The organism is Mucilaginibacter roseus (assembly GCF_021215455.1).
Taxonomy (GTDB): Bacteria; Bacteroidota; Bacteroidia; order Sphingobacteriales; family Sphingobacteriaceae; genus Mucilaginibacter; species Mucilaginibacter roseus.
In genome coordinates this window covers 337640-354667 of record NZ_JAJPWV010000002.1, presented here as the reverse complement: position 1 = coordinate 354667, position 17028 = coordinate 337640, and the positions used below count along the sequence as shown (strand labels likewise).

The following is a 17028-nucleotide window of genomic DNA, read 5'->3' as shown; positions in this document are numbered from 1 at the left end:
TAACACATTCATTCGCTCAAATGTTATCAGGTATGATATGTTAATTTGTACCTGACAACGCTTTTAAACTATTGGCCGGTTCATACATCCGGTGACTCAAAAAATATGGAAAACAAAAAATACGGAATTATAGGATTAGGTAAAATGGGTGCCAACCTGGCCTTGCAGGCGGCCGAAAAAGGCTACCAGATTTTAGGCTATGACAAATTTGTGCCGATCATTCCCGAACAGCAAAACCTGCAGATAGTTGATGATCTGGCCGCGCTTGTCGCCGGCTTGGATCGTCCCCGAAAGATATTTATTTACATACCCGCCGGTGCGGCAATTGATAGTGTGATCACGGAATTAAAGCCCCTACTTGCAGAGGGCGATATCATTATAGATGGCGGCAACTCTTACTGGGGCGATAGCATCCGCCGTGCCGAAAAGCTGAAGGAAGATGGCCTGCACCTGATAGACTGCGGTACCAGCGGCGGTATAAACGGCGCACGTAACGGCGCCTGCTTTATGGTAGGCGGCGATAAGGATGCCGTAGGGCAGATAGAAGGCTTACTACGAGATTTGGCTGTGCCACATGGCTATTCTTACACGGGTAATTCGGGCTCAGGGCACTTTGTAAAACTGGTGCATAACGGCATTGAGTTTGGTATGCTGCAAGCTATTGGCGAGGGCATGGCCTTATTAGAGGGCTACCGTGAAAAGCTTGACGTTAGCGATATACTACACACCTGGAACCACGGTTCGGTAGTGCGGTCATGGCTGGTGGAGCTGATGAAGCAATTATATGATGAAAAGGAAGGCTACAACGTACCATCATACGTGGAAGATACGGGCGAAGTAAACTGGCTGGTGAGCGATGCCATGAGCATGGAAGTAGCCATACCGGTTATTGCACAGTCGGTAATGCAATTGATCGCCTCGCGCGATTCGGCGAACATTGCGCCGCGTGCCATCGCCATGATGCGTAACGGTTTTGGCGGGCATCCGTTTGGCCCCGAGGCTGGTATTGAATATGAGCGTCATTTTGGCCGGGTAGGGGGCTTCCCGCCGGTAAATATGGATCCGGGGATAGTGCAGTCGTAAAAAGGTTACACAGTTGAGTTTGCAGTTTTTGCGTATAATGCATAGCATTGTATATCAATTATACTCTCCTTATGAAAAACATATTTTTATTCCTGCTGATGATCGGCATGGTGCCTGCATTTGCTCAAAATCCTCAGGTTAAAACTGCTAACGGATTACTCGAGGGTGTTACCGAGGCCAGCGGAATACGCTCATATAAAGGCATCCCATTCGCGCAGCCACCGGTTGGCGATCTGCGCTGGAAAGCGCCGCAAGCCCCGCAAAACTGGACGGGCGTACGCAAAGCCGATAAATTTGGTCCACAGGCCATGCAGCGCTTCATATTCAGCGACATGGTTTTTCGCAGCAACGGCAAAAGCGAGGATTGCCTGTACCTTAATGTATGGACTCCTGCCAAAAAAGGCAACGAAAAACTGCCGGTGCTGGTATACTTCTACGGTGGTGGCTTTATGGCCGGCGACGGCTCCGAACTGCGTTACGACGGCGAAAGCATGGCTAAAAAAGGGATAGTGAGCATTACGGTGAACTATCGGCTTGGCGTGTTCGGCTTTATGGCGCACCCTGAGTTAACGGCCGAATCGCCTAACCATGCATCGGGCAACTATGGCTTGCTTGATCAACATGCCGCTTTGGAATGGGTTAAAAAGAACGTAGCGGCTTTCGGCGGCGATCCGTCAAAGGTTACCATAGCGGGCGAGTCGGCAGGTTCTATGTCAGTAAGTGCGCAAATGGCATCGCCATTATCAAAAGGCTTATTTAGAGGCGCTATCTGTCAAAGCGGTGCTATTTTGGGCAACTTAACGCCAATGCCGCGCGAGCAGGCGGAGCAATTAGGTGTAAAGTTCGCTACAAATGCCGGAGCAAACACACTGGCTGATCTGCGTAAGCTATCTGCTGACAAATTACTTGAGCTATCGGGCAACACACGCTTCGCACATATTATAGATGGCTACTTTTTAACCGAAAAACCGGAGGCTACATTTGCCGCGGGCAAACAAATGGATGTTGCGCTTATGGCCGGGTGGACGTCTGCCGAAGTCGGTTACCAGGGCGTGCTGGGCATTCATCCACCTACTTTAGCAATCTATAAGGATGCGGTGCAAACGTTATATCCAAAGGATGCGGACGCGATATTGGCTGCCTATCCCGCAACTACTGATGACGAGGCTAAACTGGCCGCTACGCAATTAGCGTCTGACCGTTTTATAGCCTACGCCACCTGGAAGATTGTTGATATGCATAGCAAAACCGGCAAAAAGAAAGTGTACCGTTACCTTTTCGCTCAAAAGCGGCCCGATACTACGCAGGTATTACTTGGCGCGCCACATGCCTCGGATATTGAATACTCGCTGGGTAATCTACCACTCATAAAGACTTTTAAATGGACGCCTGCCGATTACAAGGCCTCGCAAATTACACAGGATTATCTGGCTAACTTTATTAAAACAGGTAATCCTAATGGTAAAGGTTTACCCATATGGAACGATGTAAAAAGCGGAAAGCCGTACGTGCAGGTCTTATCTGCCGAAACTAAGGCCGAGCCGGATAATACGGCAAAACGCTATGCGCTGATGGACGAACTTAATGCTAAAAAGTAGGTGAAATAAATAAGTGAGTAGTTACGTATCTGTTTACGTAAGTGCTTACTTAAATATCTCGAAACTGTACTGCGCTGTGCTCCAAAATTCATCCAGCGCAATGATGCGGGGCTTAAAGAAGGAGATGAGTGCCGGCCAGTCGTCTTTACGGAAGATGCTCACGTTGTGCACCGTTTTGCTAATGCGGGTAGTATGCTTGCCATACAGGTCCATGTGGTCGGGCTGCCAGTCCCATTCTTCCTGCATCTGGTCGGTAAACAATCTTTTCAGTTCTAAAAACTGTTCGTAAAAAAGCGCACGTATGTCCGTATCGGGATGCGAAAATTCAACGGCGATAGTTGCCGAGCGGTTATCGGTACTCATTTTAAAGAACAAATGCCTGATGCCGGTTTTGTAATTTATCCAGTTGATTTTTAATCCGTCGGCAGATGGCTGGGGCGATATATACTGGCCAAAAGCCGTCCAGAAAGCCTGCCTTATTTGTGAAGCTTGATCTTTTGAGTACAAATTATTTTTTAGTGCAAAGGTAGCGTAATTACGCAAGGGCAGAAACGTGGCCGCAATTATTTAAAACCATAAATGCCTTGCCGCCATTATATAAGGTTTAAATACATCTATGAAAAACCTGACAGAATTATTTAAAGTGACGGACGGCGGTAAGTTTTCACTTGCTGACTATAGCACTGATTATACCGGCGATTATGAAAAAATTAATGCCGAGACTATTTTAAAGGAGCTTATTGAACAAATATCGCGCAAGCAAACTGAGTTATACGCGACTAACCGCCAGTCGCTGCTGATCATTTTTCAGGCGATGGATGCCGCGGGGAAAGATAGCGCTATTGCGCACACCATGTCGGGCCTTAATCCGCAGGGCTGCCAGGTATATAGCTTTAAACAGCCAAGTGCCGAGGAGTTGGATCATGATTTTTTATGGCGACATTACAAGGCACTGCCCGAGCGGGGGCGTATAGGCATCCATAACCGATCACATTATGAAAATGTTCTGGTATCAAAAGTGCACCCCGAAATTGTGCTTAACGAGAAGATACCGGGTATCAATAAAATAGAAGATATTGACAACGAGCTTTGGAAACAACGTTATAAAAGCATCCGGCACTTTGAAAAACACCTTACCGCCAACGGTACAATAGTGATCAAGTTCTTTCTGCACCTCTCCAAAAAAGAGCAGAAAGAACGTTTTTTGAAACGCATAGCCAAGCCCGATAAGAACTGGAAATTTGCTTACGGCGACATCGAGGAGCGTAAACGCTGGGATGATTACATGGAAGCTTATCAACAAGCCATAGCCGAAACCGCTACCGATGAGTGCCCCTGGTATGTATTACCGGCTGATAAAAAATGGTTTACGCGCATAGCCATATCAACCATTGTGCTTGAAACGCTTACCGCGCTAAAGCTACAGTACCCGGAACTGCCTGATGACGAGCGCGCCAATTTGCAAAAGGCCAAAGCTGTTTTAGAAGCTGAGAAAGATTGATACTGTAAACACGTTGCCAAATTGCACGTGCTATATTTGAAGATATATGGAAAACACTGTTTGGGGAATTATAGGTTGCGGCGACGTAACCGAGAAAAAGAGCGGCCCGGCGTTTAACAAAGTACCTGACAGCAGGTTGGCGGCGGTGATGCGCCGTGATGCTGCCAAGGCTGAAGACTACGCCCGCAGGCATGGCGTACCTAAATGGTATAGCGATGCCGGTGAGCTTTTGAATGACCCTGAGATTAACGCCGTTTATATTGCAACGCCACCATCATCACATTTGCCTTATGCTTTGGAGGCGCTTAAAAAAGGCCATAAGCTGTATGTGGAAAAGCCGGTAACGCTAAATGCGGCCGAAGCAGAAGCCATAGCTGATGCTGTTAAAGCAGCTAATGGAAAACTGGTAGTAGCGCATTACCGCAGGCGAGTGCCATTGTTTTTACGTATAAAAAAGTTATTGGATGAAGGCGTAGTAGGCGAGGTACGCACCGTACAATTGCGCATGTGGCAAAGCCGTAAACCCGTGCTGGTGGCTAAGGTGGCCGATAACTGGCGCGTTAACCCTGAACTTTCGGGTGGTGGCTATTTCCATGACCTGGCGCCGCATCAGCTGGATTTGATGTTGTATTACTTTGGTGAACCTGCAACGTATTCAGGGTACTCGCTTAACCAGGCAGCCGCTTCACCGGCCGATGACCATGTGTGTGGTACCATCCTGTTCAAAAACAATATCGTGTTTAACGGCTCATGGTGTTTTAATGTGGGCGATGAGGAGCAGGTAGATAGTATTGAGATTGTAGGCACCCGCGGGCGCATCACCTTTGCCTGTTTTGGCAACTATATTAAGTGGCATAGCGACAGGCAGCATAACACCGAAGAATTTGTGCATCCCGAACACATACAGCAGCCCATGATAGCTGATATTGTACGGTATTTTAACGATGAAGTGCCCAATCCCTGCGCTATTGAAGAGGCGGTTACACTGATGAAAATAATGGATGCCTTTACAGGAAAGCCATAAATTGTATTTTTGCTGAACAATGAATAATGATATACGAGTAACTAAGGTTAGTAACCCGGCTGATCTGGAAAAGGTATTTGCCATCAGGCGTGAGGTGTTTGTGGTAGAGCAAAATTGTCCGCCCGAATTGGAATGGGAGAATGAGGATGTTTCCATACATTTCTTAGCCACTGTTAATGGTGAGCCTGCCGGTGCCGCGCGCTGGCGTAAAACGGATAACGGCTATAAACTGGAGCGTTTTGCTGTGTTAAAGCAATTCAGAGGCAAAGGGGTAGCGCAGGCCGTGGTACAAACCGTGTTGGATGATCTGCCGGCTGATGCTGGTTATATTTACCTGAATGCCCAGGTGCAGGCCATGGGTTTGTACGGTAAATTTGGATTTGTAGCCGAAGGGCCGGAGTTTGAGGAAGCAGGCATACAGCACTATAAAATGGTATTTAAGGGCAGCAGGTAATCGCTGCTCCAATATTGTACGGCTTTAATATTAGGATAAATTGGGAAATTTATCACTACATTTGTAAGGCTGTTGCAAATTAAAGGTAAAAAATGATTGTCAATTTTAGTGTTGAGAATTTCGGATCTATAAAGGAAAAGCAAACACTTTCCTTTGAAGCAGATAAATCTACTCATCTCGAAGATACCTACGTAGTACGTTGTGGAAAGCAAAGAATTTTAAAGTTGGCTTTAATTTATGGCGCAAATGCTTCCGGGAAGACAACTATATTAAAAGCGCTTGAATTTTTAAGGGATATTGTTATCGATCCTGAAAGTAAAAAAAATAGAGAACTAAACTTCGAGCCGTTTCTTTTTGATCCAGACACACCGAAAATAAATTCAACTATTTCAATTGAGTTTTTCCAAAACGATGTGAAGTATTTTTATGAAGTTAAGTTTATTAAAAAGGCAATCGTATCAGAAGAGTTGAACTTTTATAAACCTAACAAATCTAATATTTTCAAGAGAAAGACGAACTTATCGAATCAATTTACCGAAATAACCTTAGGTAATAAGGTTGTGTCAGATAGGATTTTCGAAAAAACACTTGAATCAAATACGTTGTGGAATAATACAGTATTGGGGGGATACTTAAAAACAAATATTGACCTCAAAGAGCTGCAAGAAGTGGTCGATTGGTTTGGCGGTTATTTGCATCCTCTTATCTACACCAGAACCATATTAGAAGAGTTTGTAACATCAAGGATAAGTGATAAGGATATATCCAAATCAGACGTAGTTAATATATTGAAAAAAGCTGATTTTAATATATCAGACATTGTTATTCAAGAAGAAGAAAAAGAAATCCCGGATGACTTTATAGAATTTTTGAAAAAACAAGTTAAAGCGCCCAGCGAAAGAATTAAGGAGTTAGAAGAAAAAGGTAAACTTACTACTACAAGCCTCGAATTTGAGCATACAGTTGATAATGTTAAATATACATTGCCAGTAGAATTGGAATCACAGGGAACAAGACGCTATTATGGTTTTGCTGGTTTATTAGCCTTATTGATAAAAGAACCGACAGCATTTCCAATCGATGAACTGGAATCTTCTTTACATCCTGATTTGTATATGCATTTTCTTCTTTCCTTTCTTTTGAATTCCAAGAATTCTCAGATTATTGCAACAACTCACAATAGAGAAATTTTGGATAATAAAGACATATTTAGAAACGATGTAATATGGTTCACAGATAAGAAGGAAAGTTGCTCTACTGAGCTTTATTCACTAATCGATTTTGACAGTTCGGTTATACGCAATACAACTAATGTTTTAAATGCCTATAAAAGCGGAAAATTAAATGGTTCACCTAATTTGGGCGATACCTATATTGATTTGAATTTGTGAGAAAGCAAAAAAAAATCATACAAAAAGCAAATCCAGCCTTTGCCATCGTGGTAGATGGTGAAACGGAAATTTGGTACTTGCAAATGCTGAAACGAAATGAGCGTGACATCCGAATTAGCATAAAGCCTGAAATTCCGAATAAGAAAAGTTTAGAAGATCAATACAAATTAGCTTGTGATTTATCAAAAAAGGAATTTACAAAGGTATTTTGGATAGTGGACTTTGATACTGTTGTAAAGGAAGAAAGCGAAAAACCTAAAGGGAAGAAATCACTGATTAGCACTTTTAATGACTATAAAGCCGTTCTTGCGGAAGAGTATCCAAACGTTGTTGTAATCGTCAATAATCCTTGCCTCGAATTTTGGTTTTTACTGCACTTTGAAAAAACGTCTAAATATTTCAGAACATGTTCAGAAGCGGAGAATCAGCTTAAAAAACATTTGAAAAACTATGAAAAGACACAAAAATATTTCACCAAACAAAATGACGACATTTATTTGAAATTAAAACCGGAAATAAAAAATGCTTTACAAAATGCTATTGCTCTTGGTAATTTCGATAGTCATGATCCTACTAAAGCGATGTGTGAAATGGGATTATTTTTTCTTACTGAAGAACTAAAACAACATTTTGAATAAACAAGGCTCAATATAAAGTGAGCCTTGTTTGTTTTATAACGGAGATTATTGATCGGCCTTGGTAACCGCATTGTTTTGCGCGTCGGCTTTTTCCTTAATAAATTTACGGATGATGAGCCTGTTACCGCCATTGTAGCTTACATAGCTGGCTACCCAGTTAATAAACACTACCCAACGGTTACGGCCACCCATCAGCGATATTAAGTGGATGAACATCCATGTCATCCAGGCGAAAAATCCGCTCATTCTTATCTTGCCGATATCAGCAACGGCCTTGTTACGGCCAATGGTGGCCATCGAGCCTTTGTCGAAGTATTTAAATGGCTCAGTAGGCTTGTTTTCAATAATGTTCAGGATGTTTTCGGCTACCTTCACACCTTGTTGCATGGCTACCTGTGCTACGCCCGGATGTCCGTTTGGTGTAGCCTCAGTAATGCTTGCGGCAACGTCACCGATAGCGAATATGTTGGTGCTGCCCTCTATCTGGCAAATGGCGTTGGTTTTAATACGGTTACCACGTACCACATTTTCCTTTTCAATACCACCCGGTACCTGGCCCATTACCCCGGCAGACCATATAACACTCTTGGTTTTGATGCTTTTGCCACCTTCAAAGTTGATCACCTCGCCATCATAGCTTTCAACCTTAGTGCCTAACAATAATTCTACACCCATGCCGCGCAAGGCTTTTTCAGCTGCTTTTGATGCTTCTTCTGACATTGGGCCCAGTACCTTCGGCAAAAAGTCAACAAGGTAAACCTTCATCTCTTCCTTGCGCAGTTCCGGGTAATCCTTGGTCAGGATGTGGTTGCGTATTTCAGCTAATGATCCTGCAAGCTCCACACCGGTTGGACCCGCACCTACCAGTACAAAGTTCAGGTAAGGCTCACGTGCTTCCTTTGACGGCTGCAATACAGCAGCCTCCAGGTTTTGCAGTATCAGGTAACGGATGTTCAGCGCCTCCGGAATGGTTTTCATCGGCATGGCAAAACGCTCAATATCTTTGTTACCAAAAAAGTTGGTGGTTGAGCCGGTTGCTATAACAAGGTAATCGTAATTGATGTCGCCAATGCTGGTTTCAACATAATTGGCTTCTTTATTTATTGATTTAACCTCGGCAATACGGAAGCGAAAGTTTTTTTGATCGTCAAATTTTTTACGGATGGAAAAGGCAATGGATTCGCACTCCAAACTACCCATGGCTACCTGATAAAGAAGCGGCCAAAAGCCATGGTAGTTATTTTTATCGAGCATTAATACGTTAACCGGCTTGTTCTTTAGCTTTTTGGCTACCTCAATGCCGCCAAAGCCCCCGCCTACAATTACTACTAATGGAAACTTAGAATTTTCGAAATCCATGTTTTATGGTATGTATGTATTTTAATTAAATAGTTTGCTGTATGTATAAAACAAAAAAGCCCCAAATGTTCTTTGGGGCTTTCTTAAATTTTACATTATTTTATTTAAGACCTTTTTTCCCAAAGTCAATGATTACCGGTGTTGCCACACAGATGGACGAGTATGTACCAAAAGTGATACCGATAAGCAGGGCGAAAGAGAACCCTCTGATTACGTCGCCGCCAAAGATAAACAATACGATCAATACAAACAGTACCGTAAGTGAAGTAATTATGGTACGGCTTAACGTGCTGTTTATCGCGTTGTTAATAACCACTTCAGTAGCCTCGCCCTTGTTGTTATGGAATTTAAGGTACTCGCGGATACGGTCAAATACAACCACGGTATCGTTAATAGAGTAACCAATTACCGTTAATATTGCAGCGATAAACGCCTGGTCAATATCAAGCGAGAACGGAAGCGCATCCTTAAACAGCGAGAAGAATGACATTACCAGTAAGGCATCGTGTACGGTTGCAACCAATGCACCCAAGCTGTATTGCCATTTACGGAACCTTAACAGGATGTATGCCGCAATAACCAATATAGCGAATACAACGGTTAAGCTCGCTGAAGTTTTCAGGTCATTTGAGATGGTAGGGTCAACTTTAGTACGGCCAACTATTGAATAGTTAGGCGATACCTCTTTCAAGCCTTTTACTAAAGCGCTTTCTACTTTAGCATCCGCGTCTTCTGATTTATCTTCAAGCAGGTAGTTGGTAGTGATGCTCAGTTTGTCTTCACCAAAGGTTTTAACCTCTGCCTTACCAACACCCAGGTATTTGGTAACCGCCTCACGGGTTTGCTCAGCATCAATTTTAGAATCCTTAAACTGAACGATGTAGTTATGACCACCCTGGAAATCCACACCGTAGTTAAAGCCACGCGTTACGATTGAAACAATACCGGCAGCAATGAACAGACCTGAAAAAGCATAGAATTTGAATCGGTTTTTAACGAACGCGTAGTTGGCATTTTTAAAAGTATGCGAGCTCCAGGCGTGCGAAAACTTAATATCCCAGCCTTTTTCAAGCATCCATTCAAATATTAACCTCGAGATCAATAATGAACAGAATAATGAAGTTACGATACCGATCATCAACGTGCTGGCGAAACCTTTGATAGGGCCTGAACCGAAGATCAGCAGGATGAAAGCCGTTAAGAAGGTACTGATGTTAGCATCAAGGATTGATGACAAGGCATGTTTGAAACCATCGCTGATAGCTTGTTTTAGCGATTTGCCTTCCGCCATCTCCTCACGAACGCGTTCATAAACCAGTACGTTGGCATCAACCGCTATACCCAGGGTTAGCACGATACCGGCGATACCAGGCAGGGTTAACACTGCGCCCATGCTGATGAGTACACCCATCAGGAACACTACGTTGATTAATACAGCAACTACTGCCACGCTACCTGCGCGGTTGTAGTAAACTACCATGAACACCAGTACCACTACGAAACCAAGTACACATGATAGTAAGCCGGCGCTGATAGCCTCCTGACCTAATGACGGACCAACCACGGCATCGTTAACAATGCGGGCAGGCGCAGGCAAACGGCCAGCCTTTAATACGTTGGCTAAGTCTTTTGTATCTTCCTGGGTAAAGTTACCTGAGATTGATGATACACCACCTGATATCTCGTTCTGCACGTTAGGCGCAGAGTAAACGTTATCATCCAATACAATGGCTATAGCTGCTTTTGATGGTGCAGCTTCGGCAGTAATGTTTTTCCAGGCTTGAGCACCGCTTGAGTTCATGATCATCTGAACATCCGGGCGGCCTTTCTCGTCAACGTCGGCTTTCGCGTCAGTAATTACGTCACCGGTTAAAACAGGGCCGTTTTCAGCACCCGATAATTTGATGGCGTAAAGTGTGAATGCTTTTTCTTTAGTATCGGTACGTGGTTTTACGTCCCACAGAAATTTTATATTGTTAGGGGTTACGCTTTTTGCTTCAGCGGTTCTCAGCATATCGTTCACTTTGGCAGTATCCTGTAGTTTGGCAATACCAACCGCAGGGCCAGGGAACGCTTGTCCCTGAGAGTACATTGGAGATAAGATAGCGAATAGTGGACTGGCGGCTTGCTGTTTTAATTGGCTATTATTAGCTGCGCTGTCTTTGCCGGCACCTTTACCAAGTTTGCCTAATAAAGAGGCATCGCCCTTTGCAGATGTGTCTTTTGCAGTTGTCGCTACTTTAGTTGTATCGGCAGTTTTAGTTGCTGTTTTGTTTTTGGCAGCAATTAGTTTGTCAATATTGCTCAGGATAGGTAATATCTCCTGGTTATCGAAAGTTTTGTAGAACTCCAATTTAGCAGTACCCTGTAAAAGCTTGCGCACACGCTCCGGATCCTTAACACCAGGTAACTCGATCAGGATACGGTTAGTACCTTGTTGTAGCTGAATGTTAGGCTGCGCAACGCCAAACTGATCAATACGGGTGTTTAATACCGTGTATGATTGCTTAACGGCAGCGTTAGCCTGATCTTGTAAATACGATTTTACCTGATCGTTGCTTGCGTTAAATTTAAGGTTAGCCTGGTTATCTTGTGTAGAGAAGATAGTAGCAAGCTTGCCGCTTGGGTTCAATTTTTCATACTCTTCAACAAAAAGGGTAATGTAATCTTTCTGGCTGTTTACCTGTGCTTTTTCGGCATTTGTTAAAGCCTGATTGAATGCAGGGTCAGGATTGTTGTTGCCCAACTTTTTAACAAGCTCGCGTAACGAAACCTGCATGGTAACATTCATACCGCCTTTAAGGTCCAAGCCAAGCGCCAACTCATGGGCTTTGCAATACTGGTATGTGTGGTTGAACAGCGGATAAACCGGTTCCATTTCAATCGAGTCGAGGTAGGCTTTTTCTTTATCAGCGTTGCCTTTAGCGTATTCCTTTGCGTCGCCCTCAACCTTCTGTGCAACCAGTGTTAGTGAAAAGTAATAGAAACTGATCAGTGCCAGTACTATTGCAAAAAATTTGATGATCCCTTTACCTTGCATCGTGAAGAAGTATAACTATTGAATATATTATAATTTGTCTTTTATAACTTTTTTTAATAAGACGGCAAATCTAATAAAATTTCTACAGCGAGGAATTTTAAATTAAAACAAAATAAATAGCGGGTTGTTAGCGCTTTTCCAGTGTGAGAATGGAGTAAGAATAAGCGTGTTTTTCATCAGCGTGGTAGTCGGTTCGCGCAATTTCCGTCCATTCACTGTTGTCAATTTCTGGGAAAAAGGTATCGCCCTCAAAATCGTGATGAACAATGGTGAGATATATTCTATCTGTAACCGGCATAGCTTGTTTGTATATCTCCGCCCCACCAACAATAAATACTTCCGCTTCATCGACACATAATGCCAATGCGCTTTCAAGGCTGTTAACTACCTCGCAACCCTCAATGCCGATGTTTTGCCGGGTAATAACAATGTTGCGGCGCTTAGGCAGCGGTTTGCCTACCGAGTCGAACGTTTTACGGCCCATGATAACGGTATGGCCGCTGGTAGTGTTTTTGAAATGTTTTAAGTCGTTGGGCAGGTGCCATAACAACTGGTTGTTTTTGCCGATAGCATAATTTTGCGCTATGGCGACTATGATGGATGTGGTCATTTGATCATTGGTTGAGTATTGGCTTCTATCCAGTTTTTGATTTCCTCGAACCGGATCTCACCAGTGCTTGCGTTAATCACAAATTGATATTTTTCGTTTTGAGATACGGGGAGATATAATCCATCAAAACGCAGTAAGATTTCCATCATAACATAGGCAATCCTTTTATTGCCATCCATAAAAGGATGATTGATGATGAGGCTTTCAAAAATAGCTGCGGCTTTGTCAGTGGCAGCGGGATAAAGATCGATACCATCAAAAGTGGCAAACGGGCGGCTTAATGCGGACTCAAGCAAATTGTCTTCACGAACACCCTTGCTACCCCCAAATTCATCAATTAACTTGTTGTGAATACGGACAGCGGACTGAAAACTGATCATTGCGCTAATTTTTGGAGCAATTCCTTGTTTTCTGAAATTATGGCGTCAACGTGTTCTTCAATGGCCGAATCATCCCAGTATTGCTTTTTATTTATCAAGTCAAGCAATTCCTTTAAATCGCGCTCCGGCATTTTGTCAACAGCTTTGTGTATCTCGTTTTTTAATTCGGCAATGCTCATACATCAAATTTACACAAATCTATGGATTATACAGCTACCACACCCTTTATATGCGGGTGTGGATCGTAATTTTCCAGCGTGAAGTCTTCATACTTAAAATCGAAAATATTATCCACATCGGGATTTATGCGCATGGTAGGCAAAGGTCTCGGCTCGCGGCTTAATTGCAGGGTTACCTGCTCCAGGTGATTATTGTAAATATGGGCATCGCCAAAGGTGTGGATAAAGTCGCCGGGCTGCAGGCCGCAGACCTGCGCCACCATCATGGTAAGCAGCGCGTATGAGGCAATGTTGAATGGTACGCCCAAAAATATATCGGCGCTGCGCTGATATAGTTGGCACGACAGTTTGCCATCGGCCACGTAAAACTGGAAAAGGCTGTGGCATGGCGGCAGCGCCATTTTGTTAACCTCAGATACATTCCAGGCAGAAACGATGATACGGCGCGAATCAGGGTTGTTTTTGATCTGATCGATGATCTGGCTGATCTGGTCAATGTGCCCGCCATCCGGCGTAGGCCACGAGCGCCACTGGTGCCCGTAAACCGGCCCCAGGTTGCCATCGGCATCGGCCCACTCATCCCAAATGCGCACGCCGTTATCTTTTAAATATTTAATGTTGGTATCGCCCTGCAAAAACCATATCAACTCGTGGATGATGGATTTGAGGTGCAGCTTCTTGGTGGTCACCATCGGGAAACCCTCCTGCAAATTAAAACGCATCTGGTAACCAAAAACGCTGATGGTACCCGTGCCTGTGCGGTCGTGCTTCTGGGTTCCGTTCTCAATCACATGGCGCATCAGGTCTAAATACTGTTTCATCGTTTTATGGGTTGTTGGCCGTTACGGCGTTTGCTGCAAATAAAAATAATCTATTTTTGGAAACCTACGGATGTGAGTAACTACACGCAGTTGTTAATCTTTTTCTATGATCAATTTTCCGAACGCAAAAATAAACATTGGCCTCAACATTACCGAACGCCGCCCCGATGGTTACCACAACCTCGAAACCGTTTTTTACCCTATCGGGATAAAAGACGCGCTGGAAATTGTAGAGGCCGGTGAATTAACGTTCGAAGCATCGGGTATTGGCATCCCCGGCAACGTGGAGGATAACCTTTGCGTTAAGGGGTATCATCTCATCAAAAAAGATTACGACCTGCCGCCGGTGAGCATCCATCTGCATAAAAATATCCCGATAGGTGCGGGGCTCGGCGGTGGCTCAGCTGATGCTGCTTTTTTCATCAAATTGCTCGATCTGCAATTCGGATTGAATTTAACTATTGAGCAAATGGAGGGCTATGCCCGCCAGCTCGGTGCCGACTGTGCTTTCTTCATCCAAAACAAGCCGGTGTATGCCCACGGGAAGGGCGACGTTTTTCAACCCGTGCAGCTCGATCTATCGGCCTATAAAATTGTTTTGGTGATGCCGCCCGCCCACGTATCAACAGGGGAGGCTTATCGCGGTGTGCGGCCCAAACCGTCCATCCATTCACTGCAAGATTTAGTACAACAACCCGTTGCCCTATGGCGACAGTACATTAAAAATGATTTTGAGGAGTCGATATTTAAAAATCATCCTGTTATCCGTGGCGTAAAAGCAGCCTTGTACGAGGCCGGGGCTTTATACGCCAGTATGAGCGGGAGTGGAGCGTCTGTTTTCGGGATATTTGAGCAAACTCCTGACTTAACTATGTTGGAAGAAAGTAATAAGGTATATTATCTGTAACCCCACCCAAACCCTCTCCCTCGGGGCGGGCTTTATCTTTGTAGCTACTTCTTAAAGCCCTCCCCCTCGGGGAGGGTTTGGGAGGGGTTATACCCCCGCATCTTCCGACACCCCTTCGCCGAATGCGGCAATCCAGTCGCTGCTGTCGCCTTTGCCTTTCGCCACCTGGGTAAGCAGGCGTGTGTTTACCAGCGATACCAGCGGAGCCGGCACCTCGCTTTTTTGTGTCAATGCCAAGGCCAATCGCGCATCCTTATAACCCAGTTTGGCTTTGAATGCAACGGGCTCATAATTTTTAGCGGCGATGAATTTTCCGTAGTTCTGAAATATGGGGCAGGCGAAAAGCGTGGAGCTGAAAAAGTCGGCCACCTGCTGGCGGTCCAGTCCGTTCTTTTCGGCAATGGTATAAGCCTCGGCCATGGTTTCCAGCGCGGCCATGATCATGAAGTTTCCCGTCAGTTTTACTACGTTGGCGCCGCCCGTTGTTTCGCCAAAATCAATGATGCCTTGGCCCATGGCATTCAGGATGTCTTCGGCTGATTTTTTGGCTTCAGTTTCGCCCGAAACACATACCCATAATTTTTTCGCGGCGGCGGCTTCCGGGCGACCAAAAACAGGGGCGGCCAGGTAGCTTGTTCCGGCCTCTTTGTGAATGGCCAAAAGCTGCTCTGATGTTTGCGGCGAAATGGTGCTCATGGAGATGTGCAGCGCTCCTTTTTGCATGGTTTTTAAAATGCCATCGGCGCCGGTCACTATCTCGGTCACCACGGCGTCGTCAGACAAAATGGTAATGACAAAATCAACTCCTTCCGCGGCCTGTGCCGGGGTGCTGCAAACGGTTATTGATGCCTGCTCCAGCTCTTCGGCCTTGGATGTCGTGCGGTTGTAAACCTGCAGATGATAACCGGCTGCGATCAGGTTTTTTGCCATCGGGGTGCCTAAATTGCCGAGGCCTATAAATGCTATCTTTTTGTTCATGATAATTAACTGATGTAATCGCGATCTTCATCGCTTAGTGTATCGGTTTTGTTTTTGTTATACATGGTGTCATGATATTGCTCAATATCATATTTCTGTTTTTTCGGTCGCCCCACAATCACGCCTACCACAAAGGCGGCAATGGCAACGCCGGCCATCACAACCAGTTTCGACGCGTACATAGAAGTGAATAAAATGTTGAATGGAACCTCGTCCCGGTTTTGCATAATAATGATGGTGAGTAGTACGGCGATCACAATCGCCACGATTGTTTTAATGCTCATGTTGTGCATGGTTTATGTATATAACCAATATCTGCATTTTATGTGTTTTTGTGAAACGCTTGTTTTGTTGAGTGGCTATAACAACCGATGGGTTAGGCCGCCTTTAAAAGGATATACTTAGCGCCTCGCATTCCATCCCTTAAAATAAAGCAGAGAAAATTTGAGCGATGATTTGGCAAGGTGTTTGCAATACAAACTTTGATAGATAGGATTGCCGCGTCAGATGATTTGTTGCTGAAATCTATTGAGCATATCGAGTCGAAATAGCGGTCATATCCTGCGCAATTTTCAGTTAAAAATCGTGTGGCTGTATACAAGCTGTAATACTGTGCATATTTTTTACAATTCCTCATTTTGGTGTTCAATACACTATCTATTTACTTCCCGAAAATGACCATCAACTTATTTTTTGTTTAGATAAATGTATTTAAGTATTTGATTTTAAAATTAATATGAATTGTAATTCAAGTGAGATTTTATGAATGCTAAAATATTTAGTATTTGAGTATTTAAATTACGTCGATCATTGTAAATTATAAATTTATATAAAACATATAAATAATTGATTTACAATATAAATAGAATTTTAATTTTATTTGTTTTGTATTTTTAATTTACAAAATTTAGATAGAATGTACTTTCCAAATGGCATGATGTTAAAATTATTATTGTACACTATCTTATTTTCTGATTTTTGATGTGTGCGCACGAAACGATTTTAAGGTGCCGGAATCCGTCAAAAAATATAGTGGCTTAAAGGGCTTAAAAATGGCCTTAAATA

At 43.9% G+C, this 17028-nt stretch carries 17 protein-coding genes; 8 read left to right on the top strand and 9 right to left on the bottom strand.

Going from position 1 to position 17028, the window contains the following annotated elements; translation table 11 throughout:
* The first annotated feature begins 105 nt into the window (after positions 1-105).
* Entirely contained in the window at positions 106-1083 is a 978-nt protein-coding gene (gnd, locus tag LT679_RS06385; protein WP_232176625.1) for a phosphogluconate dehydrogenase (NAD(+)-dependent, decarboxylating), read from the top strand.
* Between the two features lie 71 nt (positions 1084-1154).
* Positions 1155-2681, top strand: coding sequence for a carboxylesterase/lipase family protein (locus LT679_RS06380; protein WP_232176624.1), 1527 nt, complete (start codon positions 1155-1157; stop codon positions 2679-2681).
* A gap of 45 nt (positions 2682-2726) precedes the next feature.
* Here the strand turns inward: LT679_RS06380 and LT679_RS06375 are convergent, their stop codons facing one another.
* Positions 2727-3188 (bottom strand): DUF4268 domain-containing protein, encoded by a 462-nt coding sequence (locus LT679_RS06375; RefSeq protein WP_232176623.1) that lies wholly within the window; start codon positions 3186-3188, stop codon positions 2727-2729.
* Positions 3189-3297: 109 nt separating this feature from the next.
* On the opposite strand from LT679_RS06375, the gene LT679_RS06370 reads away from it, so the two are divergent.
* The 5 genes from LT679_RS06370 (at position 3298) to LT679_RS06350 (ending at position 7689) form a co-directional block, all read left to right on the top strand.
* Entirely contained in the window at positions 3298-4182 is an 885-nt protein-coding gene (locus LT679_RS06370) for a polyphosphate kinase 2 family protein (RefSeq protein ID WP_232176622.1), read from the top strand.
* 46 nt (positions 4183-4228) lie between these two features.
* Positions 4229-5206 carry a Gfo/Idh/MocA family protein gene (locus tag LT679_RS06365; RefSeq protein WP_232176621.1) on the top strand — a complete coding sequence of 326 codons (978 nt, stop codon included), beginning with the start codon at positions 4229-4231 and terminating at the stop codon, positions 5204-5206.
* Between the two features lie 19 nt (positions 5207-5225).
* Entirely contained in the window at positions 5226-5660 is a 435-nt protein-coding gene (locus tag LT679_RS06360) for a GNAT family N-acetyltransferase (protein ID WP_232176620.1), read from the top strand.
* Positions 5661-5752: 92 nt separating this feature from the next.
* Entirely contained in the window at positions 5753-7051 is a 1299-nt protein-coding gene (locus tag LT679_RS06355; RefSeq protein WP_232176619.1) for an AAA family ATPase, read from the top strand.
* Positions 7048-7689, top strand: coding sequence for an RloB family protein (locus tag LT679_RS06350; protein WP_232176618.1), 642 nt, complete (start codon positions 7048-7050; stop codon positions 7687-7689). The genes LT679_RS06355 and LT679_RS06350 overlap by 4 nt, the downstream gene beginning before the upstream one ends.
* Before the next feature lie 45 nt (positions 7690-7734).
* Here the strand turns inward: LT679_RS06350 and LT679_RS06345 are convergent, their stop codons facing one another.
* The 6 genes from LT679_RS06345 to LT679_RS06320 form a co-directional block, all read right to left on the bottom strand.
* The gene (locus LT679_RS06345; RefSeq protein WP_232176617.1) at positions 7735-9048 is read right to left on the bottom strand and encodes an NAD(P)/FAD-dependent oxidoreductase; all 1314 of its coding nucleotides are present in this window, start codon (positions 9046-9048) and stop codon (positions 7735-7737) included.
* Positions 9049-9148: 100 nt separating this feature from the next.
* Positions 9149-12088: a protein translocase subunit SecDF gene (gene secDF / locus LT679_RS06340; RefSeq protein WP_232176616.1), complete on the bottom strand. Its 2940-nt coding sequence runs from the start codon at positions 12086-12088 to the stop codon at positions 9149-9151.
* Positions 12089-12215: 127 nt separating this feature from the next.
* Positions 12216-12698: a dihydrofolate reductase gene (locus LT679_RS06335; protein WP_232176615.1), complete on the bottom strand. Its 483-nt coding sequence runs from the start codon at positions 12696-12698 to the stop codon at positions 12216-12218.
* Positions 12695-13078: a type II toxin-antitoxin system death-on-curing family toxin gene (locus LT679_RS06330; protein ID WP_232176614.1), complete on the bottom strand. Its 384-nt coding sequence runs from the start codon at positions 13076-13078 to the stop codon at positions 12695-12697. Before LT679_RS06330 ends, LT679_RS06335 begins: the two co-directional genes overlap by 4 nt.
* The gene (locus LT679_RS06325) at positions 13075-13257 is read right to left on the bottom strand and encodes a hypothetical protein (RefSeq protein WP_232176613.1); all 183 of its coding nucleotides are present in this window, start codon (positions 13255-13257) and stop codon (positions 13075-13077) included. Before LT679_RS06325 ends, LT679_RS06330 begins: the two co-directional genes overlap by 4 nt.
* Positions 13258-13283: 26 nt before the next feature.
* Positions 13284-14078 carry a thymidylate synthase gene (locus tag LT679_RS06320; protein ID WP_232176612.1) on the bottom strand — a complete coding sequence of 265 codons (795 nt, stop codon included), beginning with the start codon at positions 14076-14078 and terminating at the stop codon, positions 13284-13286.
* Between the two features lie 106 nt (positions 14079-14184).
* Here LT679_RS06320 and ispE point away from each other — a divergent pair, with 106 nt between their 5' ends.
* Positions 14185-14985 (top strand): 4-(cytidine 5'-diphospho)-2-C-methyl-D-erythritol kinase, encoded by an 801-nt coding sequence (gene ispE / locus LT679_RS06315; RefSeq protein WP_232176611.1) that lies wholly within the window; start codon positions 14185-14187, stop codon positions 14983-14985.
* An 87-nt stretch (positions 14986-15072) separates the two neighbouring features.
* On the opposite strand, the gene LT679_RS06310 is transcribed toward ispE, so the two are convergent.
* Together LT679_RS06310 and LT679_RS06305 are read right to left on the bottom strand one after the other, a co-directional pair.
* Entirely contained in the window at positions 15073-15963 is an 891-nt protein-coding gene (locus LT679_RS06310; protein WP_232176610.1) for an NAD(P)-dependent oxidoreductase, read from the bottom strand.
* A gap of 5 nt (positions 15964-15968) precedes the next feature.
* Positions 15969-16247: a hypothetical protein gene (locus LT679_RS06305; protein ID WP_232176609.1), complete on the bottom strand. Its 279-nt coding sequence runs from the start codon at positions 16245-16247 to the stop codon at positions 15969-15971.
* Positions 16248-17028: the final 781 nt, after the last annotated feature.